This is a genomic window from Streptomyces sp. NBC_00009 (genome assembly GCF_045040855.1).
GTDB lineage: Bacteria > Actinomycetota > Actinomycetes > Streptomycetales > Streptomycetaceae > Streptomyces > Streptomyces aureus.
In genome coordinates, this window is record NZ_CP108312.1 from 929,047 (window position 1) to 953,436 (window position 24,390).

18 protein-coding genes and 1 pseudogene are annotated in these 24,390 nt (G+C 68.3%); 7 read left to right on the forward strand and 12 right to left on the reverse strand.

The window, feature by feature from the left end; genetic code table 11:
* Positions 1-11: 11 nt before the first annotated feature.
* From OHA58_RS04310 to OHA58_RS04355, 10 genes and pseudogenes are all read right to left on the reverse strand, one after another.
* Positions 12-281 (reverse strand): annotated as a pseudogene (locus OHA58_RS04310) (SulP family inorganic anion transporter); the annotation flags it as partial.
* A gap of 341 nt (positions 282-622) precedes the next feature.
* Positions 623-2,917, reverse strand: coding sequence for a hypothetical protein (locus tag OHA58_RS04315; RefSeq protein ID WP_405476571.1), 2,295 nt, complete (start codon positions 2,915-2,917; stop codon positions 623-625).
* A 19-nt stretch (positions 2,918-2,936) separates the two neighbouring features.
* Positions 2,937-3,449: a hypothetical protein gene (locus OHA58_RS04320; RefSeq protein ID WP_405476573.1), complete on the reverse strand. Its 513-nt coding sequence runs from the start codon at positions 3,447-3,449 to the stop codon at positions 2,937-2,939.
* 107 nt (positions 3,450-3,556) lie between these two features.
* On the reverse strand, positions 3,557-3,931 hold the full coding sequence (locus tag OHA58_RS04325) for a hypothetical protein (RefSeq protein ID WP_405476576.1): 375 nt from the start codon (positions 3,929-3,931) through the stop codon (positions 3,557-3,559).
* Positions 3,928-6,378, reverse strand: a complete 2,451-nt coding sequence (locus OHA58_RS04330; protein ID WP_405476579.1) for an AAA family ATPase — start codon at positions 6,376-6,378, stop codon at positions 3,928-3,930. Before OHA58_RS04330 ends, OHA58_RS04325 begins: the two co-directional genes overlap by 4 nt.
* Before the next feature lie 292 nt (positions 6,379-6,670).
* Entirely contained in the window at positions 6,671-6,820 is a 150-nt protein-coding gene (locus OHA58_RS04335) for a hypothetical protein (RefSeq protein WP_405476582.1), read from the reverse strand.
* Positions 6,817-7,104 (reverse strand): hypothetical protein, encoded by a 288-nt coding sequence (locus OHA58_RS04340; protein WP_405476584.1) that lies wholly within the window; start codon positions 7,102-7,104, stop codon positions 6,817-6,819. The genes OHA58_RS04335 and OHA58_RS04340 overlap by 4 nt, the downstream gene beginning before the upstream one ends.
* Positions 7,105-7,312: 208 nt before the next feature.
* Positions 7,313-7,873 carry a hypothetical protein gene (locus tag OHA58_RS04345; protein ID WP_405476587.1) on the reverse strand — a complete coding sequence of 187 codons (561 nt, stop codon included), beginning with the start codon at positions 7,871-7,873 and terminating at the stop codon, positions 7,313-7,315.
* A 64-nt stretch (positions 7,874-7,937) separates the two neighbouring features.
* Positions 7,938-8,561 (reverse strand): ribonuclease HI, encoded by a 624-nt coding sequence (locus OHA58_RS04350; protein WP_405476590.1) that lies wholly within the window; start codon positions 8,559-8,561, stop codon positions 7,938-7,940.
* A 162-nt stretch (positions 8,562-8,723) separates the two neighbouring features.
* Positions 8,724-10,007 (reverse strand): DNA sulfur modification protein DndB, encoded by a 1,284-nt coding sequence (locus OHA58_RS04355; protein ID WP_405476592.1) that lies wholly within the window; start codon positions 10,005-10,007, stop codon positions 8,724-8,726.
* A 317-nt stretch (positions 10,008-10,324) separates the two neighbouring features.
* Between OHA58_RS04355 and OHA58_RS04360 the strand changes: the two genes are divergently transcribed.
* The 5 genes from OHA58_RS04360 (at position 10,325) to OHA58_RS04380 (ending at position 20,709) form a co-directional block, all read left to right on the forward strand.
* The gene (locus OHA58_RS04360; RefSeq protein WP_405484752.1) at positions 10,325-12,538 is read left to right on the forward strand and encodes an N-6 DNA methylase; all 2,214 of its coding nucleotides are present in this window, start codon (positions 10,325-10,327) and stop codon (positions 12,536-12,538) included.
* Between the two features lie 90 nt (positions 12,539-12,628).
* Complete coding sequence (locus OHA58_RS04365) at positions 12,629-14,638, forward strand: N-6 DNA methylase (protein ID WP_405476595.1); 2,010 nt, start codon at positions 12,629-12,631, stop codon at positions 14,636-14,638.
* Positions 14,635-15,987 (forward strand): restriction endonuclease subunit S, encoded by a 1,353-nt coding sequence (locus OHA58_RS04370; RefSeq protein ID WP_405476598.1) that lies wholly within the window; start codon positions 14,635-14,637, stop codon positions 15,985-15,987. Before OHA58_RS04365 ends, OHA58_RS04370 begins: the two co-directional genes overlap by 4 nt.
* 2 nt (positions 15,988-15,989) lie before the next feature.
* Positions 15,990-19,187, forward strand: a complete 3,198-nt coding sequence (locus OHA58_RS04375) for a type I restriction endonuclease subunit R (protein ID WP_405476600.1) — start codon at positions 15,990-15,992, stop codon at positions 19,185-19,187.
* Positions 19,188-19,392: 205 nt separating this feature from the next.
* Positions 19,393-20,709 (forward strand): hypothetical protein, encoded by a 1,317-nt coding sequence (locus tag OHA58_RS04380; protein ID WP_405476602.1) that lies wholly within the window; start codon positions 19,393-19,395, stop codon positions 20,707-20,709.
* Between the two features lie 173 nt (positions 20,710-20,882).
* Here OHA58_RS04380 and OHA58_RS04385 read toward each other — a convergent pair whose 3' ends face one another.
* Positions 20,883-21,095, reverse strand: coding sequence for a DUF397 domain-containing protein (locus OHA58_RS04385; RefSeq protein WP_405476605.1), 213 nt, complete (start codon positions 21,093-21,095; stop codon positions 20,883-20,885).
* Positions 21,092-21,952, reverse strand: coding sequence for a helix-turn-helix domain-containing protein (locus OHA58_RS04390; protein ID WP_405476607.1), 861 nt, complete (start codon positions 21,950-21,952; stop codon positions 21,092-21,094). Before OHA58_RS04390 ends, OHA58_RS04385 begins: the two co-directional genes overlap by 4 nt.
* Positions 21,953-22,113: 161 nt before the next feature.
* On the opposite strand from OHA58_RS04390, the gene OHA58_RS04395 reads away from it, so the two are divergent.
* Together OHA58_RS04395 and OHA58_RS04400 are read left to right on the forward strand one after the other, a co-directional pair.
* Entirely contained in the window at positions 22,114-22,626 is a 513-nt protein-coding gene (locus tag OHA58_RS04395; protein WP_405476610.1) for an ATP-binding protein, read from the forward strand.
* A gap of 85 nt (positions 22,627-22,711) precedes the next feature.
* Positions 22,712-24,298 (forward strand): protein kinase domain-containing protein, encoded by a 1,587-nt coding sequence (locus OHA58_RS04400; protein WP_405476613.1) that lies wholly within the window; start codon positions 22,712-22,714, stop codon positions 24,296-24,298.
* Positions 24,299-24,390 lie beyond the last annotated feature (92 nt).

Sequence of the window (24,390 nt, forward strand, 5' to 3'; positions counted from 1 at the left end):
CTATCGGGTTTCAGTCCGAGGAGCTTCAGCGGGTAGGCGACCCACGGTACGTCCGTCATCTCGGGCAGCTGGGCCATGAAGATCATGATGGCGAGGGCGTTGACGAAGTCGACCACCACGCTGCGCGGCACGAACCGCATCAACTTCGCGGCTCCGATCGCCCTGAGGGCGATCTGGGACACACCGGCCAGGATCACCGCGACGACCAAACACCCGAAGCCGTGCTCTCGGTTGAGCGGCCCGATCACCAACGCGACCGCTCCGGTGGCGGCTGAGATCATGGCGTTGTGCGTGCCGGAAAATACATCCGCGCAGGTCAGCGCAGCCAGGGCGTGACCATCTGCTATCCGACATGATCACTACTCATGCTTCTTCGCCTTGCCTACCTCGCCATGACCCAGACCTTTTCAGCACTCCGGTTGTTGCCAAGGACCGACCACGAGAAGGACGCCGAAATCTTGGCCCTCCGCCACCAACTCGGCCTTCTGCAGCGACAACTCAACGGCAAGCGTCCCTGCCTCCACGCCGCGGACCGCACTTTCCTCGCCGCACTTGTCACTCCGCTCCCACGCGCGACACTGCGCCGACTCCGGCTAGCGGTATCGTGAACCGCCTTCGCCTCTTATGCCGGGGACTGATCCGCCGTGTCGCTCTTCTGCACGAGGCGTCCTGGCAGTCGGCGGGGTGGGGTGGCATGGGCCGCATGGGCCCGCTCCTGCTCTCGCCGCCAGGCGCGCCTTAAAGCGTGCTTGGACGACGGCACCTTGTACCCCGCGGCCCGTAGAGCTTCACGGAAGCCCGGCAAGGGCAAACCCTGATCGCTGACGACCAGTGCGGATAGGAAGGGTGCGTCTTCAGAGACGCTCCTGTCGACCTCCATCAGTACCAACGCCTGCGCACCATCTTTTATACAGCGCAGCCCTTCCAGTTCTGATGTGGTGATGGTGGCCCCTCGCCTCGCCACAGTGACGAGAAGCTGTCGCAGTTCCTCGCCCGGTTCAGTCTTGACCGCCGTCTGCCTGGCTGCCTCTGCTCGCACCTCTTGAAGCGTGCGCCTGAGATGTTCCGGATTCGCCGATGCCCGGCTGCGCTGATTGTTGGAGAGCGCTTCCTTCTCACTGTCCGAGAGATCATGGAACTGAAGCCAACCTTGCGCTTTGCGTGTCGCGTCACCGGCTCGCTTGCTGATGGTCGAGCCTGCGTACAGGCGCGGCCTCAACTCCACGAGTTGCTCAACGAGTTCGAAGATCTCTTGTCGCAGAGATGCGACGGCCTCGACTTTCGGGGAGGCCACTGGTTCCTCCGACGGGGCCAGTTCGACGCGGGGCGGGATCAACGCCTTCGGCTCGGCGAACGCCGCATGAGCGCGTTGCCGTTCGACAGTGACCCACCGCGTCAGCCGGGGATCGTGCAGCGGTACGTCGGCTGCGTACTCGACGCCTAGCTTGACAAGGACGGCTGGGAGGCAGGAGTGGAAAGGGGCACCGTGCTCGGACAACAAGGCGGACAGCACGGGCTTGATAGCGGTGAGTGGAAATTCGAGCCCCACCAGAAGGTCCGCGATCTCGGACTGGGGCAGCCCTTCCAGGACCGGCCCTATGGCGGCGACGATCTCCGACCAGGCGACGGTTCTCCCTTTCACCGCGCCCTCTGTCAACAGGGCTCGGATGCGCCGTACCGCATCGGGGCGGGTCATGGGGCGGGTTTCGGCCAGCAGATTGGGCGGCGCGGTCGTCGCCTTGGCCTGCTCCGGCACGGCTAGCCGCTTCTCCTTGTCTCTGCGTGACTCACGCGGGTCCGCCACGCCCCGTACCTTCGGCAACACATAAAACGGCTTCTCTAGCTCACGGTTCTCGGCAGCAGGCTCGCCCGACAGCGATCCCGGTCCGCTCGAGGACAGCCCGCTACGGGCGGCGCTGTGTACGTCGAGGCGGTAGAAGCGGTCCAGTTGGACTACCCAGCCGCCGCCCTCCTGGACCAAGAGGCGGGCGTGGTCATGGCTGTCGGTGCCGTAGACATGTCGCGCGGGAGGAAGCTCGGTGTCGTCGGGAAGGGAGAGCACCGCACGGACGATGGGGCTGTCCATGGGTTTCACGTCGGCCATGACGAGGCGGCGCCCCTCCGCGCCGAACGGCGAGTCGCCTGCGACGGGGGCCTCGAGGTCGAAAGCGAAGTGCAGAGTGCCGCTGACGGGGAAGCCGAGCGGCTTCGGTCGCGGCGGGGATATGCGTATCGCTTCGGCGGCTGGGGCCAGCAAGCCGGTGGGCGTGATGCGGCAGTCTTCCAGAGGGCTCCACCGCACGGTCGGTTCGACGAGGGTCTGGGCTCCGACGTGGACACGGCGCTCGCCGCCGGCGGTCTCCAGGCGGAAGCGGAGACTGTAGCCCTGGCGGGCGAGGAGTTCCTTGGTGAGGGGATCGTCCGTGCCGAAGAGCCAGTCGACCTCGTCCACGTCGTCACCGAGGGCCTGGGTCGCTGCGCGCCAGCCCCGGTAGTCGAGTTGGGAAAGCTGGAAGCGGAGCCTGCGGCGGACGGCGGGCAGGTGAAGGTCAACAGCGTCACCGGGTCCTGAGCCGAGATTGCGGGTCTCCACGGTGCCTCGATGCCCATGGTTGCCGAGCAGGTTACGTAGGCCCCGCTTGATGAACAGGTGGTCCGCGCTGGATTCGCCGGTGGCGGCGCGACCGCAGGTGGGGCCGCCGGCCACGTGGGCGAAGTGGCAGACCTTGTCGTGATAGAGCCGGTCTGCCAACTTGCCGCCACAACCGCCTAGTTCGTATCCGCACCAATAGGTGTAGTTGGGGTGGCGTCTGCGCCATGCGTCCAGTTCCGCGGCGTCCATGGGGAGGATGACCGGGTGGTCGGAGTGGGCGTCTGCGACCACTGCGGTCTGGACGAGACGGTGGTCGGAGAACATGGGTTGGGTCACTGCTGCCTCACGGGAACAGGGGGTCTGTGTAGGGAACCGTGAAACTCGATCGGATGTTTTCAGCGGCGCCCGGCGGCGAGCCGGCCGTCGAAGGTGATGTCGAAGGCGTTGAGTACGGCCTTCCAGCGCAGTTGCCGCCGCAGGAGCACCTCACCCGTGGGCCGGGCAGGGCCTTGGACCACTTCTGCGCCAGCGGGGTGGGCCACAGCACGACGATGGAGCCGCGGGTTTCCACATCGGAGACGGCACGACGGCCGACGTACCAGGTATCCGGCTTCCCGTCCTGCCCATCCCGCGTGTCCACGCGGCTGATGACCAGCGACGCGTCACCGAGACCGGTGTCTTCCGCGGCCTTGTCTTCGGCGTCTTTCCGGTTGGCGACGCTATCTTTGCCGCTTACGGGGGTCGAGGTGATGGAGCCGCCACTCAGTTCGGCCAGAGGCTTCTCGTCGCAGCCGTTGGCGCGGTCCACCGCCTTCTGCCCCTCGGCGATGATCTCGACGCGTGTGGTGGTGCTCATGTACGTCCCCTCCCCCTGCGGCGCCCCGAGAGGCGCCGCGCGCCGGGCATACGCCCGGCCCCCGGCAAAAGACTTATCAGACACATGGGTCAGCTGTTAATACCGGGTCAGGGGGTCAATTCCTGTACCAGTTTGCGGACTTCCGTCCGCCATGCGCGGACCTGATCCCGGGTGGGACCGATCTCGTACTGGTGGTAGTGGCACCCCAGGCAGAGGTGCGACCAGACGGCGTTGGTCCGGCGGGCGGTCGTCGCGGCTATGTAGCAGCGCAGGCAGAGCATCTTGGCCCGCGTGGTGATGCCGGCGAGCCCCGGCACCGCTGCGTCGAGCGTGCAGTCGACGGCGATCTCCAGGGCCGTCCGCAGCACGAGGGAGGCCCCGCGGTGCCGGCCGGCCGCCGTCGCCCCGACGTTGGGGTCGGAGAGCAACAGGTCGGCCGTCAGCAGCAGCTCTTCGACGGAGGTGTTTTGGGTGGTCGTCACTTGGTCACCCCTGCCGTACGCACCTTCTGCGCGAGATCCTTGATCTCGTCCACGAAGTGGTGAGCATCGGCGATCCGCGCGCCCGTGGCGTGGGCGCCGTTCTGGCACTGCTTGAGGAGGTCCACCGAACGCGGTCCGCAGCGGGTGCGGAGTTCCCGATACACATCGTCGGTGCGGCCGATGTCACCGAAGAAGGCCAGCGCGGCCATCTTCATGAGCTTGTCGGCGTCGGCTACGGAGGCATGCAGATCATGCTCGGAGCCTCCGGAGCGGTGGTACTGGACCCAGGCCGCCTCGACGAAGGCGTTCTCCAGGGCGATCCGGCACAGGCTGGGCAGTACATGGGTGCGTGCTGCCTCCGGCAGGTTTTTGGTGCTGGCAAGGGCCCTGGCGTCCCCGATTGCCTGGCGGACCGGGTCGGTCACCGGCTTGACGTGCACCTTGGACGACTTGCCCCGTTCGACCTCGAACACCGTGACCGGCAGCTCCTGGGTCGTGAAGGCGCGCTGGAGCCGGGTGTCGTGGGTGAACACGATCACCTGTCGGTGCTCGCCGAGCTCGTGCAGGACCTGGGCGAGCCCGTTGACCTTGGCGGGGTCCATGGACTGCACGGGGTCGTCGATGACGATGAAGCCGAACGGACTGTCGGCGGTGGCGGCCCGGGGCAGGAACAGGGACAGCGCGAGAGAGTGCTGCTCTCCCTGGCTCATGACGCTCAGTGCCGAAGCCTCCTCGCCGTCGACGGTGACGTCCATGACGAGCTTGCGGACAGTAGCCTTCTCGCTGCCCTGAAGAGTCACCGACTGGAGGTCGATGTCGCTCTCCTGGCGAAGCTTCTCCCAGATCCGCTGGGAGTGGCTGGTGAAGCCCTCCATGCGCTTCTCCCGCAGCTCGGCGGAGAGCGCCTTGACCCAGGCCCGGGCCTTCCTGACGTGACCTAGCCGGGGCTCGCCCTCCGCCGCGGCGCGGGCCTTCTCCGTCCAGCTCGCCAGACGCGTGACGAGCTGACGCCACCGTTCGTCCCGCTTCTCCAGCTCCCTGGCGGCGTTTTCCTTCACCGCGGCGCAGGCATCGGCCAGGGTCAATGCGGTGTCGTGGACGCGCTGGGCGAGCTCACCCGGGTCGCTGACCGTCCGGCAGGCGAGCCAGGCGTTCCACGGATCCGCCAGGGCGACCGGGATCCGCTGGGGCGTTTGGACGAGGTCCTGCGCCGCCCGTGTCGCCGACCGCAGTTCGCTGCGGGCGTCCTCGGCGGTCTTCGCCTCATGGCGGAGCATGTCGATCTGAACACTGGCGCCGGCGGCCCACGCGACGTCGAGGACCTGCTCCGTGCCACAGACGGGGCAGGACGCCTCGTCAGGGTGGCGGTTGTTGTGGGCCAGTGCCTTCTCCAGGAGGTGGGCGCGCTGCAGCGCGTCCTCGGCGCCGGTCAAGCGCACGTCCTCGACTCCGGCGAGCGCCTCGCGCAGCCGGTCCACCGCGGCCCCGACCTGCTCCAGGTCGGGTCCCTGCACGTCAGCCGCGGCGCGCAGCTCGGCGAGGAGGCCGTCGTCAGTAGCAGGCAGGCCCACCACCAGCCCCTCAAGAGTCTCGAAGTCGGGTCGACCTTTCGTCTCGATGGCTACGAGCGCCTGGACCGCACGTTCGTCGTCCTGCAGTGCGTACAGCGCGTCCTTGAGCTCCGGCACCTCGTTCTTCGCCGCCTTGACGGCGTCACCCAGCGCCTTCTCCTGCTGCCCGAGGCGGTTGTACGCGGCGCTGATGTGCCCCAGTCCGAGGATCGTGGCGATGGAGTCGTACATCTGGGAGGGCTTGCCGCTGATCATGCGGCCGAGATCGACGTACGACAGGAAGGGGCGGTAGTCCGTGAGGGCCTGCTTCCAGTCCACCTGGTCGAGGGGGACCGTGCCGTGTTCGGGCCGCCGGAACGTGCCCGCGCAGTCGCCGATGTCGTTGCCGGACCAGGTGCGGGTGAGCGTGCTCAGGCCGTTGTCGCCCTCTGCCGCGAGCTTGACCTCGACTTCCGTCTTGGAACTCTCGTGCAGGTTCCGCCAGTTGCTGGTGCGCGTCGCGTCCTGTCCCAGCCATCGCGTGTTCGTCCCGGTGAACGCCGTCTCGACGGCCTCGGCGATGCTGGACTTGCCGGAGCCGTTGCGGCCCACGACGAGGGTGACACCCGGCCGGGGGCTGAGGTTGAGCCAGGCGCGGGGGCCGATGCCACGGAAGCCTTCCACGGAGACGGAGTCGAGGTAGATCCGGCCGACGGAGGACAGCCCTTCGGCCTCCCCCTCGCCCAGAGCGTCCTTGAGGAGCACCTTCACCGGCTCGCTGAGGACCGCCTCCGCGAGGCGGGCCTCCACCAGTTCGGCTATGGGCATGGACGGGGCGGTCTGGGGCGGCTGGGTGGAATGGTGCGCGGTGTGCTGGGGCTGTTCCTTCTCGGTCATGAGGTGCTCCGGGGTGGGCGCGGGAAACATGGAAGAGCCCGGGGGCCGGGCCGAAGGCGGGGCAGGTTCACCGGATCCCCGGCCGGCAGTGGGGAGAAAGGCGGCCCGAGGGCGTCGGTAGTCGGTGAGGGCGCCGGTGGCCTACAGCGTGACCAGGCGCGGGAGTTCGGTGGGCGGGACGGTGTCACGCGCGAAGTGCGGGCCGAGCTCGCGAGGGGGTCGGCGGCCTCGTTGAGGGGTGCCGCGCCCGATGCGCCCACGTGACCTGCCGGTCGGCGCCGAGCGCCGCCGGTCAGGGCGCGGGGTCGGTCTTGGCGATGTCGTCGACGTTGGTCAGGCAGGCTTTCATGAAGGCGTCACGGTGGATGGTGCCGCCGGTGGGCTCCTGGGAGATCTGGGCGTACTCCTGCGAGCAGGTGCTGTCGCTCGCGGTGTAGGTCATGCTGCCGTCGTCGACGTACACGCCCCCGATATCGCGCCGGAGGCGTAGGCGCCGAGAAGTGTTGAGCGGCCGAAGACAGGCTTGCCCACAGCCTTGGTGACCGTATGGGTGACGACCTTGGGCGGGCGAGACTCGGCCTGATGGGCGCGGTGGTCGGAAGCAGCCGCCTGACGGCGGGCGGTGGCGAGGGCAGAGTGGGTACTGACGTGATCCACCGTGGCCGCGGTGAGGGACAGGGCGGTCAACCCGCAGGCGGCAATGGCAATGACGTTGGCTCGGTTCACGGTTGTCCTTCGGGTAAGGAATCGGAGGGTGAACACCACGCAGCAGGTCGTGGCCGGGGGGCGGCGCGTAGGTGGCGGAGCATCGCCTCGCCGCCGCACTCGAAGGCGTACTGGCCCGCTCGGGCAGCCAGCCAGCCGTGGCGTCGGTCCACTTGCCGCTGAAGAATGAGCTGCCGCCGCGCCACCGTCACGGCCTTGGTCGAAGAGATCAGTAGTTGGCGTTGGCGATGAGGTCGCCATCCTGGCCGTAGACGCTGACGAGCCCGTTCTTGGACTCGTAGCAGGACGTGAACGCAGAGGCGATGAGCTTCGCGTCCCCCTGGTTGTCGCTCATAAGCCCGCCAGTGAAGTCGGTGTAGACCTCAGCCGAGTCCAGGATGTCGTTCCGCTTGTCCGCGCCGGTCACCTTCGTCACGTGCTGGACGGCCTTCTTCTCCGTGGCCGTACCGGACTTGGCGACGCAGGCCTTGAACTGCTCCGCCTGCGTCTTCGTCTTCTGCGCGGGCGTCGCCTCGGCCTTGTCGGACTCCGGCGTGCGGCCGGCGGCGACGGCCTTGTCCTTGGCGCCCGTGTCGGTGGAGTCGCCGTTTCCGCCGCCGGCCGCGGCGGCGACGCCGATCAGAACGAAGAGGGCAACGACGCCGAGGCAGCCGAAGCCGACGATCTTCCCTGCCTTCGACTTCTTCGGCCGCTGCGGCTGGAACGGCGGAATGCCGTAGCCCTGGTGCTGCGGGCCGCCCCAACCGGGCTGGGGCTGCTGCTGGCTCATGGTCCCCCCAGGGGATGTAGATGCACCTTGCGGGTGCGTGTGACTTGTGAAGCTGGAATGTGCGTCAGGCGGACCAGGCGGCGAGAGCGCCTGTAGCCCACAGCGGGACCAAGCGCGGGAGTTCGGTGCGCGGGACGGTGCCGCGCACGCACCGCAGGCCGAGCTTGGCCAGAGAGTCGGCGGCCTCGTTGAGGGGGTGACCGGCGTGGGCCTTCTCGTGGACGAAGGTCAAGTGAGGGGTGTACTCGGCAAGCAACTGCAGCTTGACCAGGCTGGGCCAGCGGCCCTGGGAGCGCAGGTGGGTGTCGTAGCCCTCGGGCATGTCCGTCCCGCCCTGCTGCCAGCTGTGCAGGTGCCGCGGCGCCTGCAAGTTGTCCACGCGGACCTCGATGGGTTGGCCGGGGTGCGCGTGGAGGACCGTCTTGAGGCCCCAGTACACGGCGCGCAGTTCGGTGACGACCACGCGGGAGCGGGGTCGTACGAGGTGCTTCGGGTAGAGGTGGGCGCGCAGCCCGGTGTGGCCGGTGGTGGCGAGGTAGCCGGAGGCCACCTGGTCCGGGCCTACCGAGGCATCCGTGGCCAGCACGATCGGCCCGGCGACGGCCTTGACCATTTCGTTCACGCACACCTGGCGGCAAGCGGACATGGCGGGGTGCGGTGCGTGGGCGAGGGGAGAACGACGCCCCATGACAGTTGTTGCCTCCTTGCCTTCGTGAAGGGACAGCGGGAGAGAGGGCGGGCGGCGCGTGACGCCCGCCGAGCTTGGCCGTGTGGGTCAGGCGCCATCACTGCGTTGCAATGACCCCTGGAATCCGCCAGATTGCGGAGGGGCTCCGGTGGTGCTGGTGGGTCAGATAGCAGCCGGGGCCTTCTTGTACCAGTCCGTGATCACCCTGGTCAGGTGCACGACGTTCTGCTGACGCATGATCGGGGCGGAGGCGTTCGGCTCAAAGTCCTCGTTCGCGTCCGTGGTGCGCCAGATGCTGTCCTCGGTGACGGGGGCGGTCATGTGCCGGTCGAGCCGCTTGAAGAACTCCTGGATGTCACCGTCCTCGGCTCCGTCCTCCTTCAGGTTGCGGTAGACGCCACCCAGGACGCGGAGCATGCCCACCGAGCCCAGAAGCGAGGACTCGCGCAGCCTCATGGCCTTGGTGGGGGGAGCCGACGGCTCGTTCTTCTTCTTGACGGAGAGCGAGGGATCGTAGTTGTCCACGTCCTCCTCAGTGATCTCCGCGAGCGCGGTGAACGCAATGGAGATGACATCCAAGAAGCCGCGGACACTCTCGATGACCTCGTTGTCGGTCAGCGACTCGACCTTCTTGCTGACACGGCCACCGGGACCGGCGATGACGGCCCGCGTTATGTCAGCGACGTGCTTGGCGCCCATCAGGTTGCGGTTGATCAGGGTCATCCGGTCCCGCTCAATGTCGACCTTGCCCAGGAAGAGGGGGTGGACGACGATGTCGCTGAGCGTGCGGTTGGCGATGCGCGAGGTGTCGAAGCGGGCCCGCACGGCACCGGAGATCCCCTTGGCGTTGTCCGCGACGTCGACGAACATCTGCTGGCCGCTGACGCCGTCGGGCTCCACGTAGATGTCAATGCCGACGAACTCGTCCTTGAGTCGCTGCATTCGGCCGATCAGCGCCGCGCGGTCCTGCTCCAACTTCGCCTTCTTGGCCTCGTTGGCGCGGTGGATCTCCCGGTCGATGCGGGAGACCTCGTCCGTGATGCGCTTCTTCTCCAGGTGGACCCCGAGGATGCGGTGCTGGCCGTCGATCGTGATCAGGCGTCCGATGCCGCCGATGGACCACGGGACGGTGAGGTAGCCGACCGAGCCGTCTTCGCTGATCGGCTCGAAGCGGCAGCCGCCCGTGTCGCGGATGAGGAGGGCCGGAGCCACCCACCTGGGGTTGTCGGCGAGGTACTGGCCGAAGCCCTTGGCGTGGGTGATGTCCACCTTGCGGTTGTCCGGGTCCGGCTTGGCGGGGTCCGGGATGGTGAGGATGACCGAGAGGTCGGCGAGCGGAATGCGCGTCGTGTAGACGGTCCGGCCGCCCTGGCTCGTGCGGATCGCCAGGTAAGTGGACTCCTCACGCACCAGGGAGAGGCGCGAGGAGTCGACAGTGATGGTCATGGCTGACTTCCTTTTCCGAGCAGGTAGCCCTCGGGGGGCAGCGGGAGAGAGGACAGGCGGCGCGTGACGCCCGCTGGGATCGGCAGGGATCTGAAGAGATCGGATGCGCGGCGCGGACTCAGTAGAGCGCCTCGGGCCGCCGCTTCCACTCGGAAGCAGGACTAGATAAGCACGAGACTGAAAGCATCGTCAAACGGATTGACGGACTTGACGGCCGCTGTAATGTGTTAACCGTCCACTATCCGACTGGCCCGAGAGGTGCGGAACCCCACGCCATGCCCCAGCAGCCACCAGCCCAACTGGCGCCCTCCGCGCATGTGACAGCCGCCGAGATCTCCCGCATCGCAGGGGTCACACGCGCCACCGTCAGCAACTGGCGCCGCCGCCACGACGACTTCCCGGCCCCCAGCGGAGGCACGGAAACCAGCCCGCTCTACGACCTGCCGGCCGTCCAGGCATGGCTGCGGGGACGCGGTCACACCTCCACCGCCTCGCCGACGGAGGAGCTGCGTACGGCGCTACGGCTACTGGGACCCGGCTCGGGAGTGGCCGCGCGACTGTTCCCGCTGGTGGCTGCCGCGTCCCGCCGCACGCCGGAGGAACTGGCCGAACTCGCCGCCGTGCCCGACGACCAGCTGATCGCACAGGCGGAGAAGACCGCGGGCGAACTCCCGGCTGCTGTGCCCGAGGCCGAGCCGGTCCGCTACGGTCCGGACGACGCGGGCGCGGTCCGCGCGCTGCTGGGTTGCGTCCGTGAGGCGGGGGCACAGGCCGCCGTCGACGTCCTCGCCGAACGCGAACTGGACGAGGGCGCCGCCAGCGGCGTTTACCAGACCCCGGAGGGCCTGGCCCTGCTCATGGCACGGCTCCTGCCCGCCGGCACGTCCCGCGTCCTCGACCCTGCCTGCGGCAGCGGCACACTCCTCGCCGCCGCCGCCCGGCAGGGCGCACAGGAGCTGTACGGGCAGGACTCGCTCCCCGTCCAGGGCCAACGCACCGCGGTCCGGCTGCTGCTCGCCGCACCCGAGGCCGAGACGGCGATCCGCGTCGGCGACAGCCTGCGCGCCGACGCCTTCCCCGACGTCACCGTCGACGCCGTCCTCTGCAACCCGCCGTTCGCCGACCGCGATTGGGGTCACGACGAGCTGGCCTACGACCCGAGGTGGGCGTACGGACTCCCACCGCGCTTCGAATCCGAACTGGCCTGGGTGCAGCACGCCCTCGCGCACCTGGAGCCCGGCGGCCACGCGGTCATGCTGCTGCCGCCCGCGCTCGCCTTCCGCTCCTCCGGCCGCCGCGTCCGCGCGGAACTCATCCGCAGCGGGGCCCTGCGCGCCGTCGTCTCACTTCCCGCGCGTGCCGCGTATCCGCTCCACATCGGCCTGCAGATCTGGGTGTTCCAACGCCCCGAGCCGGGCGGCACGGACCGTACGACGGTGCTGTTCGTCGACGGGGAGGGCGAGCAGCGGGACGGCGCCGCGGGCACGCCGTCCGCCACCGATACGGCCACGGCCGGCGCCGGCACCCGCGGCGGCTCACGCCCCCGCCGATCCGGCTCGTCCTCTTCCGCCGCCTCCTCTGCCCCCACCTCTTCCGCCTCCGCCGCCTCCTTCGACTGGGCGGGGCTGACCGACCGGGTCCTTGCCCAGTGGGCCGCGTTCACCACCGCCCCCGACACCTACGCCGACGAGCCCGGCGTCGCCCGCGCGGTGCCGCTCGTCGACCTCCTCGACGACGTCGTCGACGTCACCCCGGCCCGCCATGTGCGGGCGACCGCGGCCGACATCGACCCGGCCGCCCTGGCCCGCCGCGTCCACGACCTGCACGAGCAACTGGCCGAGCAGGTCGCCGCCCTGACGGCCGCCTCCGCGTCCGGCGGGTGGCAGCCGTCCGGGTCCTCGGCCCGCGAGTGGCGTACGGCGACCGTCTCCGACCTGGCGCGCGGCGGGGCCCTGACCGTACTGCGGGCGGCGACGCCCGGCACACGAGGCTCCAAGGGCGGCACCGCCCCCACCGTGGACCGACCGGTCCTCACCGCCCGGGACGTCTCCGCCGGGAACCCCCCGTCCGGTGGGTCCGTCGACCTCCACGCCGACGCCGCGCAACCCGTCGCCGCCGGGGACGTCCTCGTTCGCGCCGTCGCGAGCGGCGGCGACGCGGCCGCGATGACCCGGGTCGCAGACGACCAGGACGCCGGAGCCCTGCTCGGTCCGCACATCCACCTCCTACGCCCCGACCCGGCCCGCCTCGACCCGTGGTTCCTGGCCGGGTTCCTCGGCGCCGAGGACAACATCGCCTCCGCGTCCACCGGCAGCACCCTCGTGCACGTCACACCGGGCCGCCTGCGCGTACCGCTGCTGCCCCTGGAAGAACAGCGGCGCTACGGGGAGGCCTTCCGCCGCGTGTACGAACTGCGCGCGGCCGTCCGCCGAACCGCCGACCTCGCCGCCGACACCGCGGCCACCCTCACCACCGGTCTCACCGCCGGCGTGCTCCTGCCACCGGATACCCCGGACAACCGTTCCGCCTGAAACGCCCAACACGTCCCCCCGCACACGACCACACTGGATCCCTGCCGTCCCACGCCCGGACGGCGCTCATCGGAAGGAAGCCGGGACCTCTTGAACAGCAGCAAGCACACGGAGTTGGCGAACCACGCCTGGTCCGTCGCCGATCTCCTGCGCGGCGACTACAAGCAGTCCGACTACGGCAAGGTCATCCTGCCGTTCACCGTGCTGCGCCGCCTGGAGTGCGTCCTGGAGCCGACGCGCGAGAAGGTCGTCGAGACCGTCGCCAAGTTCGCGGGCCAGGAGATCGACACCGGCCACTTCCTGCGCAAGGCCTCGGGCCACTCCTTCTATAACAAGAGTGACCTGACGCTGCGGAAGATCGCGGCCGACCCGCAGAACGCGGCGAAGAACCTGCAGATCTACGTCGGCGCCTTCTCCGACAACGCCCGCGAGGTCCTCGACAAGTACGAGTTCAACCAGCAGGTCAAGAAGCTCGACGGCGCGAACCTGCTCTACCAGGTCATCGGCAAGTTCACCGACCTCGACCTGCACCCCGATGTCGTGCCCAACCACAACATGGGCTACATCTTCGAGGAGCTGATCCGCCGCTTCGCCGAGCAGTCGAACGAGACCGCGGGTGAGCACTTCACCCCGCGCGAGGTCATCAAACTGATGGTCAACCTGCTGGTGGCGCCCGACGCGGACGCCCTCAGCCTGCCGGGTGTCGTCCGCACGGTCATGGACCCGGCCTGCGGCACGGGCGGCATGCTCAGCGCCGCCGACGACCGTATCAAGGCCCTCAACCCGGACGCGACGGTCGAGGTGTACGGGCAGGAACTCAACCCCGAGTCCTGGGCGATCTGCCGGTCCGACCTCATGATCAAGGGCCAGGACCCGGAGAACATCCGCTTCGGCAACTCCTTCTCCGACGACGGCCACGCCCGCCGCAAGTTCGACTACATCCTCGCCAACCCGCCGTTCGGCGTGGACTGGAAGAAGGTCAAGGAGGAGGTCGAGTACGAGCACAAGTCGCTCGGCGACGCCGGCCGCTTCGGCGCGGGCCTGCCACGCATCAACGACGGCTCGCTGCTCTTCCTCCAGCACATGATCTCGAAGATGAAGCCGGTGGACGTCAACGGCGGGGGCGGCTCCCGCATCGCCATCGTCTTCAACGGCTCCCCGCTGTTCACGGGCGCGGCCGAGTCCGGCGAGTCCAACATCCGCCGCTGGATCCTGGAGAACGACTGGCTGGAGGCCATCGTCGCCCTCCCGGACCAGCTCTTCTACAACACCGGCATCTCCACGTACTTCTGGATCCTCACCAACCGCAAGGACGCCGACCACAAGGGCAAGGTCGTCCTGCTCGACGCGCGCGGCCAGTGGCAGAAGATGCGCAAGTCGCTCGGCGACAAGCGCAAGGAGCTGGGCGACGGGACGAACGGCCGCCCCGACCACATCGCCGACATCACCCGGCTGTACGCGGAGGCCGTCCAGGTCGCGAAGGACCCGGAGCGCCCGCTGCACGGCAAGGTCAAGGTCTTCGCCAACGAGGACTTCGGCTACCAGCGCATCACCGTCGAACGTCCGCTGAAGCTCAGCTTCGAGGTCACGGAGGAGACCTTGGCGGCGCTGGCGGAGGCGAAGCCGGTGGCCAAGCTGGTGCGGAGTGAGGAGTTCGTGGCGGCGGTGCGTACGTTGCTCGGCTCGACGTGGATGACGAAGTCCGAGGCGTTCATCGCGCTCAAGGACGCGGTGGTCGCGGCCGGCCTGACGTGGCCCTCGGGAGCGCCGTTCGCGAAGGCGGTACGGGAGACGATCGGCGTCCGTGACCCCGAGGGCGAGGTCCAGAAGGTCAAGGGCGCCCCGGAACCGGACACGGACCTGCGGGACTACGAGAACGTTCCGTTGGGCGAGGACGTAGAGGACTACCTCAAGCGCGAGGTGCTGCCGCACGTGGCGGACGCGTGGATCGACCACACGAAGACGAAGATCGGCTACGAGATCCCGTTCACGCGGCACTTCTACGTGTATCAGCCACCGCGGCCGTTGGCGGAGATCGACGCAGAGTTGAAGTCGCTGGAGGCGGAGATTCAGACGCTGCTGGGTGAGGTAACGGAATGACCATCACCGCAGACAGTTGGATCCACGGCGCACCTGTTCAATGGACACGGGGGCGCATCAAGAATCTCATCGCGTCCGCCACCAACGGAACTTGGGGTGGCGAACCTGCCGAAGACGGCAGCGATGTCCGATGTATCCGCGCTGCGGACTTCGACCGTGTGGGGCGTCGAGCGAAGGTTGATGGGGCTCCGTTGCGAACCATCGACGCATCATCGCTACGGCAGCATCTCCTCCGTCCCGGCGACCTCATCCTAGAGAAGTCAGGGGGAGGAGAAAAGCAGCCCGTCGGCATGGCTGTTCTCTACGAGGGTGCAGAGAGGGCAGTGTGCTCCAATTTCTGCGCTCGGATCTCCCCAGCAATGCATGTTGATTCTCGCTTCCTGACGTACGTCTTCGCCGCCGCGTACGGGCAGGGGCTGACGCAGAGTGCGATCAAGCAGACCACGGGTATCCAGAACTTGGATGCTGGGACCTTCTTCTCTTCGGCGTGGGCATACCCAGAGCTGGAGGAGCAGCGCCGCATCGCCGACTTCCTCGACGCCGAGACCGCCCGCATCGACCGGATGACGCTGGCTGCGGAGAGAGGCTGCAAACTCCTAGTCGAACGTCGCTGGACAACCGTTCACACTCTCGTGACTGGCTCCGATTGTTCCGTGCCTCGTCGGGATCCTGGCCTTGGTTGGGTCCAGGAAGTGCCCACTAGCTGGCCAGTCATGCCACTCAAGTTCGTGGCAAGTTTGGGAAGCGGCCACACTCCGAGCCGCAGCCGGCCGGAGTACTGGCAGGAGTGCACGATTCCTTGGATTTCTCTGTTCGACGTGGGCCGAATGCGCGATGTTCGACAGACCGAACTCGCTGAGACGGCACAACAGATCAGCGAGCTGGGCATGGCGAATTCCTCGGCCTGCCTCCATCCCGCGGGCACCGTCGTACTCTCGCGCACAGCGTCTGTCGGCTTCTCCACGATCATGGGCGTCGAGATGGCGGTGAGCCAGCACTTCGTGACCTGGACATGCGGTGATTCCTTGCTTCCGACGTATCTACTCCAACTGCTGCGCGCCATGCGGCAGTATTTCGAGAGCGTCCAGGTTGGTACCACCAACGTCACGGTGTTCATGCCCGACCTGTACTCGATCAGGATTCCCCTCCCTCCGCTAGCCGAGCAAGAAGCGATCGTGGATCGTATCGACGCCAGGACCAGGGAGATCGATGCGCTTGCCAGCCGCTTTGACCGTCAGGTCTCGCTACTAAAGGAGCGCCGCCAAGCCCTGATCACAGCCGCCGTAACCGGTCAGTTCGACGTATCCACCGCCAGCGGACGCAACGTAACGGACGGAGTGAGCGCGTAGCCATGAGCCCCATCCACACGGAGTCCGCCTTCGGTGACGCCATCGTCGCCGCCATGGTCGAACGTGGCTGGCGCGAAGCTCGCCCGCAGGACTACCGGGCCGATCTCGGCCTTGACACCAACGAGCTGTTCACCTTCATCGGCGCGACCCAGCCCGACGAGTGGAACGAACTTCTCACCCTCTACGGCGGCGACCCGAACGAGGCGCAGCGCGGGTTCGCCGGTCGCCTCGACCAGGCCATCGCCACCAACGGGCTCCTCGATGTCCTCCGCAACGGCGTCAAGGACCGGGGCGTCCACCTCCGCGTCGCCTACTTCAAGCCGAACCTCGTCGCCCACGACTCCGTCCTCGACGGCTACCGGGCCAACCGCCTCACCGTCGTCCGCGAACTCGAGTACGCGACGAAGCAGGCCGACTGGGGCAACCGGCTCGACCTGACCCTGTTCCTCAACGGAATCCCCGTCACCACGGCCGAGTTGAAGAACCCGCTGACCAAGCAAGGGGTGGAGCAGGCCAAGGAGCAGTACCGCACCGACCGCGACCCCACCGAGCTGATCTTCACGCGCCGGGTCGTCGCGAACTTCGCCGTGGACCCGGACCTGGTCTTCGTCGCCACCCAGCTCAAGGGCAAGAACACCCGCTTCCTCCCGTTCAACACCGGCTCCAACGGTCCCGGTCAGCCGGGCGGCGCCGGGAACCCGGCCCCGACCACCTACGGCACGTACGCGACCTCCTACCTCTGGGAGCAGGTCTGGCAGCGGGACAACTGGCTGGACCTGCTCCAGCGGTTCGTGCACCTGCACAAGAGCAAGACGCCCGGCGGCGGCACGACGAAGACGATGGTCTTCCCCCGGTTCCAGCAGTGGGACGCGGTCAAGAAGCTCACCGCGCACGCCGCAACGAACGGCGCGGGACACGACTACCTGGTCATGGCCTCGGCCGGCTCGGGCAAGTCGAACACCATCGGCTGGCTCGCGCACCGCCTCAGCGACCTGCACACCCCCACCGACCCGTCGGAGCTCGACGCCGAGGCCATGGCCAAGGGCCTCAAGCCCGGCGTGCCGGTCTTCGACAAGGTCATCGTCATCACCGACCGCCGCAACCTGGACGCGCAACTCCGGGAGACGGTCGGCAGTTTCGAGCAGACCGCGGGCCTCGTCGTGAAAATCGACGAGAAGCACGGGGCGAAGGGCGAGCAGCTCGCCAAGGCTCTCTCCCGCGACACCGGCAAGATCGTCACCGTCACCCTTCACTCCTTCCCGGCGCTGCTCGACTACCTCCAGCGCAATCCCACCGAGATCCAGGGCAGCCGCTTCGCGATCATCGTGGACGAGGCGCACTCCTCGCAGTCCGGCGACGCCGCCACCGCCGTACGGTCCGCCCTCCGCGACCTCGGCCTGGACTCCGACTCGGACGACGCGGGCGCGACCACGGTCAAGGCCAAAGCCGCCACCCTGGACGAGCAGCTCAAGAAGAGGGCCGAGCAGCGTTCCCGCGCCGCGAACCTCTCCTACTTCTCGTTCACCGCCACGCCGAAGGCCAAGACCCTCGAACTCTTCGGCACGCTCCAGGACATCGACGGCAAGGCGACCTACCGGCCCTTCCACACGTACTCCATGCGGCAGGCGATCGAGGAGGGCTTCATCCTCGACCCGCTGCGCAACTACGTCACGTACAACACGTACTGGAAGCTGGTGAACCAGAACCCGGACGAGCGGGAGGTCGACCCGTCGAAGGCGAACTCCCTGCTCGCCCGGTACGCGCTGACCCATGACTCGACGGTCGCCCAGCACGCGCAGGTGATCGTGGAGCACTTCGTGGCGCACAGCCGGGGCCGTCTCGGCGGGCGGGCCAAGTCGATGGTGGTGACCGCCTCGCGGCAGTCCGCCGTGCAGATGGCGCGCGCGATCAAGAGCTACATCAAGGACCGGGACTACGACACCAAGTACCCCGACCTGGGTGTCCTGGTCGCCTTCTCCGGCTCGCTCACCGTCGACGGTGAGGAGACCACCGAGCCGAAGGAGAACGGCGGGCTGTCGGAGAGCGCGCTACCGAAGGCGTTCGCGTACACCCGCGCCGACGACAAGGCCGCACGCGCCCGCGGTGCGGGTCAGCAGGAGTACAAGATCCTGGTCGTCGCGGAGAAGTACCAGACCGGGTTCGACCAGCCGCTGCTCACGACGATGTACGTCAACAAGTCGCTGACCGGCATCTCCGCCGTGCAGACGCTGTCGCGGCTGAACCGGACCGCCGAGCGCAAGACGCAGGCGGACCTGGCGGTGCTGGACTTCGTCAACAAGGCCGAGGACATACAGGAGTCCTTCCGCCCGTACTTCGAGGAGGCGATGACCCTCCCCTCCGACCCCAACCTGCTCTACACCGCTCAGAGCCGGGTCATGCAGGCGGCGATCCTGTCCGGGCAGGAGATGGACGAGTTCGCCGCCGCGTACTTCGCCGCCAAGGAGAAGACGGCAGGTTCACAGTCCAAGTGGGAGAAGCTGCACGCCGAGTTGTACCGGCTGCTCTCCCCCGCCGTCGCCCGCTTCACGCCCCTGCTCGAAAGCGACGACGAGGACGACCAGGAGATGGCGGAGGGCTTCCGCGCCGACCTCAACGACTACGTCAGGAAGTACGGCTTCCTCGCACAGATCGTCCCGTACCGGGACGCCGAGCTGGAGCGGCTGCACCTCTACGGACGCTACCTCCTCAACCGGCTGCCGCGCCGCGCGGACGGCGGCGTGGACATAGGCGAGATCGACCTCAGCCACATGCGGGTGGAGAAGACCGGCGAGTACGACGTCTCCCTCACCTCCGAGGGGCCGACGACGATGCAGGGCTTCGGCGACGGCTCGGGCGGCGCGAAGGAAGCGGAGAAGTCGCTGCTCTCGCAGTTGATCGACAAGTTCAACGAACGCTTCGGCACCGAGTTCACCGAACAGGACGTCATCCGCCCGTTCGAGGAGGCCAAGGCCGACCCGAAGGTGCGGGCGGCGGCCGTCGTCAACGACGAGGACAACTTCGGCCTCGTCTTCGACAACGTCTTCGCGGACAAGATGGCCGACCACATCGACACCATCGCGGGCATGGGCCGCCAGTACTTCGGCCCCGACAAGGGCTTCAAGTCCAGCCTGGACCGCAGCGCCCGCAAGGCCGCCTGGCGGATGATCCGCCGCGAGGAGGGCCTGGACGACGACGTCTGATGCGTAAGCCCCGGCTGGACATGTCGGCCGGGGCGCCCGTTGGCCTCGATTCGTCTACGGCCTGATGCCTGTGGGTGATGTGGTGGGTTTTGTCCGGATGATCGTCGGTTCGCCGGCAGACAGTGCCCGTAAACGAATGCACGAGGTTCAGGCCGTTCTTGTCCGATGTAAGCCATAGGTTGTTGTGGGAAAAGAGGGGGAGACGATGACTGACGACCGCAGAGCACTCGTTCCGGTGTGGACGCTGGCGACCGGTGACGTCCGGGTGCCCGCATTGGCCGGAGACGAGCCGATGACGGCTGAGCGCCTGGCTGAACTGCGCGGTGTGCTGGCCGCCCTGGCCGACGCGCCGATTGCCACACTGGAGGTGCATCCGCTGCCCGACAAGCTCGACCGCAGCCGAGGTATCCCGCTCGATGCCGCGAGTCCCCTGGCGCAGCACCTGTCACAGTTCATCACGCAATCTACGCGAAGTTCCCTTACGGCGGCCAGGGCGACCGCTGCCGGCGAAAACCTGTATCGCATGGTGGTTCCGGCGAAGGTTGCTGCCCAGTTCGGTCAGGGCATGGTTCGTCCGATGGCGGCGAAGGCGGTGGCCGGTGGCATCCGAGGCCCACTCGTGAACTCAACGGGCGGCATCGTCGCCGGCGCGACGTTCGTGCCAGTCGGCAAAGTGGCCGCAGCAGGCGCAGTCGGCGGAGCCGGTGCGACAGCCGGCGTCGCGGCCGCTGGCAGCGCGGCGCTCACCGTGGCCGCGCCGCTCGTGCTCATGGCCGTAGCGGTGGGGGTAAGCGCGCATGCCGACTACAAGCGCCAGCAGGCTATCGAACACATCACAGAACTGCTGGAGCAACTGCACGAGCAGAAGCTCGAAGACGAGCACAGCGAACTCGACGGCTGCCGCGATGCCATCGACAAAGCCACCGCCATTCTGCTCGACCAGGGCAAACTCGGTATCTCGCTAGGACTGGACTCGGCGGTACATGCCATCAACACGGCTCTTGGCGCCGCTGACCGCCGCCTTGCCCGGTGGCAGACCGCACTCGACAAGCTGCCCGACGACAAGCCCGTCGAGATCAGCACGCTGGCCAAGTCGTTCCCCGGCGTCGACGAGCATGGCGGCACGTTCCGCGCCCACCTCGAACTCGCCGCCTTGGCCATTGCGCTGAAGCGGCGGGTCGTCGTCCTGCAGGCGGTCGAGCATGCCCAGGACAACCCTGACAACATGTTCGAGAACTTCACCCGCGGGCTCAAGCGCGACCAGCAGCGCCTCGACGAGCTGGAGTCGAGCATCGCCGATGTGCTGGTGCACCTTTCGGCGCTGGAGCTGGCAGGTCCGCAAGGTTTGCGGCCCGTCTTCACGACCGGTGAAGTCGATCGCCTAATGCGCGCGGCAGACCGCATTCGCAAACTGGGCGACGGCGTCATGGTCAACAGCCGCACGACAGACGTGGCGATCGAGATTGCCCGCAACAAGGACGGCTCGGTGATCGTGTTCCCCGCGCTGCCCATGCAAGCGTAGGCGCACTCGCCTCAGCAAGGACGGCCCCGCATTCCGATCCGCCATGGACGAGCTGCGTACCGTCGAGGACATGGCGACGGGCGGTGTCCGAGTGACGTGTGGGTGGAGTACGACCCCAGAGGTGGGCCCAGCCGCCTGTGCGACTGGCCCCACGGGGGTTACGAATGTACGGCTCAGATGGCCTGGTCGGCGGCCAGCCCGACGAACCCGGCCCACGCCTGGGGGGTGACCGTCAGAACCGGTCCGGATCGGACCTTCGAGTCCCGGATGTGTATGCCCTCGACGGCGGCTGCGATCTCTACGCAGTCGCCCCCCTCAGCGCCGCTGTAGCTGCTTTTGAACCAGGCGAGTTCCAGAGCGGCATTCGAGCTGTCCACGGTGTTCATAGCTCTCCCAGCAACTTCTCGATGAATCCCAGGGACTCTCGCGGAGTGAGAGCCTGGGACCGGATGATTCCATAGCGCGCGGCGGCGAGACGCACCTCTTCTCGGTCCGTCAGGAGGCTGCTTCGCCCTTGGACCTCCATGTACGTGAACTGCTCTCCGCCCTTTCGCGTGATCAACGTGAAAGGACCGTCCACGCCGGCGTTGTCCTCACGGTCGAGCGGCATGACCTGGATCTCCACATTGCGCTTCTGGCCGATGAGCAGTAGCTGTTCGAGCTGCCCTCGCAGTACTGCCTTCCCACCGAGCGGCTTACGCAGCACAGACTCTTCGAGCACGAAGCTGAGCAGTGGCGCAGGCCAGCGCTCGAAGATCGTCTGCCTGGCGAGTCGCGCTCCCACCCGCAGCTCGATCGTCTCCTCCTCCAGCAGCGGGCGCCGCATGGCGAGCAACGCCCGCGTGTACTCCTCCGTTTGCAACAGGCCCTTGACCACGTGGGAGTCGTAGGAGCACAGTTCGACCGCCTCCGCCTCCAACCGCGCCATGTCCCGGAAGAACGCCGGATACTGTGCCCGCCCCACCTCCTCCTTGAGCGCCTTGAGGACGCCCCCGGCGTCCAGTACCTCGTCCGCGCGGTCGATGAACCTGGGCGAGGGAATCCGCCGCCCTTGCTCGAAGGACGCGATCGACTGGCCCGCGTACCCCGTGAGCTTCCCGAACTCCGGCCGTTCCAGGCCCGCCCGTACCCGCAGCAGCTTCAACTGCCGCCCGAACGCCGTCACCACGCCCGACCCCGGCTCGTCCTCCGGCCTCGGCCCGGCGTCTTCCCGCTCGCCCTCGCCCTGCTCCACCGACTCCATCGGCTCCACCGCCTCCCCGGCCCGGTTCCCCGGCCCAACGCGCCCGCCCCGAGCCGGTCACGCGGCGCCCCTCGTACACCTCCCGCTCCACCGCGTACAACCGGAACGCGGCGGTGCGTCACCACTGGTCACGCTACGCGACCACCGGGAGCGTTGAGGGCATGACCAGTGAGACCGCTCCCCCCGACCGCGTCCCCCGACCCACCAGCCCCACAGGCCACTTCACGATGCGGTTCAGCTCCACCCCGCGCGGCGCGCGGCTCGCCCGGCGTCTCGCCGGGCAGCGGCTCGACGCGTGGGGCATCCCATACGACTGCGACACGCACCACGCGCTGACGCTGATCGTCGCCGAGCTCGCCGCCAACGCCGTCCGGCACGGCCGGGTTCCCGGCCGCGACTTCCACCTCTCGTTGGCCTGCGACGCCACGACCGTACGGATCGAGGTCACCGACACCCGCACCGAAGGCGTACCGGTCGTAGCGAGGCCCACGGACCTCCGCGACACCGGCCGCGGCCTGCTCCTGGTGGAGCACCTCGCCGACCGCTGGGACTGGCACCCGCGCCAGGGCGGCCCCGGCAAGACGGTTTGGGCGGAGTACGTCCTGCCGACGGGAGGCCGACCGGCCGCCGCACCCTCCTGCCCGTCGTCCACCGCCGCGGACGTGCCCATGTAGCAACGCGAGCCCTGGACGGCAGATCGACGCAGAGGTCACACTTGCCCCCTGACCGTGACTGTTCATCACGCACACCGGGGGCAAGGTGCCGCAGGAGGCGATCTCCGACCGTTACGAACTCCTGGAGGAGCTCAGCCACGGCGGCATGGGCGACGTGTGGCGCGGCTACGACGCCGTGCTCGACCGGCCCGTCGCCGTGAAACTCATCCGGCAGGCGTCGGTCACCTCCCCGCAGCTGGCCGAGGAGTTCGCCAAGCGCTTCCGTCGCGAGGCCCGCATCACCGCGCGCATCCAGCACCCCGGCGTGCCGCAGGTGTACGACGCGGTGCTCGACGCGTCGTACGAGCGGCTGTTCCTGGTGATGGAGCTCGTCGACGGCGTACCGCTGTCCGCCTACCTCGACCCCGGCCGGCCGCTGCCGGTCAGCTGGGCGGCCGCCGTCGCCGCGCAGGTCGCGACCGTGCTGTCGTACGCGCACGACGTGCCGGTCATCCACCGGGACCTCAAGCCGGGCAACATCCTCGTCGCCCGCGACGGCACCGTGAAGGTCCTCGACTTCGGCATCGCGGCGATCCTGCGCACCGACGTCACCAAGCTGACCGCCACCGGCAGCCCCATAGGCACCCACCAGTACATGTCGCCCGAGCAGGTCCGCGGCGGACGCATCACCCCGCAGACCGATCTGTACGCGCTGGGCTGTGTGCTGCACGAACTCCTCAGCGGGCGCCTCGCGTTCAAGGCGGAGAACGAGTACTTGCTGATGTACCAGCACGTCAACGCCGCCCCCACCCCGCTGCGACAGCTGCGGCCCGACGTCCCCCAGGCGCTGGAGGAGCTGGTCCTGCACCTGCTGCGCAAGGCGCCCGAGGCGCGGCCCGCCGACACGCAGGAGGTGTACGCGCGGCTGCTGCCGTTCCTCCCGCCGCCGGGCCAGGAGCCCGGCACGGCCGATGCCGGGCTGGCCGGCGCACCCGACCCGACGGGCGTGTTCCGTCACCCTTTCGCGCCCCACGCCCGCGCCCAGGCCCCAGCACCCGGTGGTTCGACGCCGACAGCCGTCCTCTCGGGGGCCCAGCCGGTGCCCGTCCCCGCACAGCTGCGCGAGGACATCAAGGAGGCGTACGCCCACTCCGACGCCCTGCTGGAGGAGGAACGGTTCGCGCAGGCCGCCGAGGTGCTCGGCGAGGTCATCGAACCCGCGGCCCTCGCCCTCGGCTCCGAGAGAATGCCGGTCCTGGCGCTGCGCCGCCAGCGAGCAGCGATCCGCCTCCTCGGCGGCGACTACCGGGCCGCCCTGCCCGAGTTCGAGGCCCTCGCCGACGCGTACGCCCGCATCGCCGGACCCACCGGCGAGCAGGCCCGCGCCTGCCGCGCCCAGGCGGCCCGGTGCCGCGCCGAACTCGGCCAGGTCACCGACGCGCTCGCCGCGCTCCAGGGCGTGCTGAACGTCGTGCGGGCCGTCGACAGCGACGTAAGCGAGGAAGCCGTGGAGCTACGGCACAACATCGGGATGCTGCTGCTCGCCCAGGGCCGGGCCGTCGAAGCCCGGCAGGTCCTCGAACCGCTCCACCAGGACATGTGCATGGTGTTCGGCCCCGACGACGAGATGACCGTCGAGATCGCCGAGGCACTCGCCGTGATCCGCCTCGGCCTCGACGGTTCGGCTTCCTGACCCGGGCCCTCCGGAAGCCGCATCGTCCGAAACCATCCTGCTCGCAACGAGTTCGGATCTGCGCCGCACCGATGACCACAACTTTCGAGCCG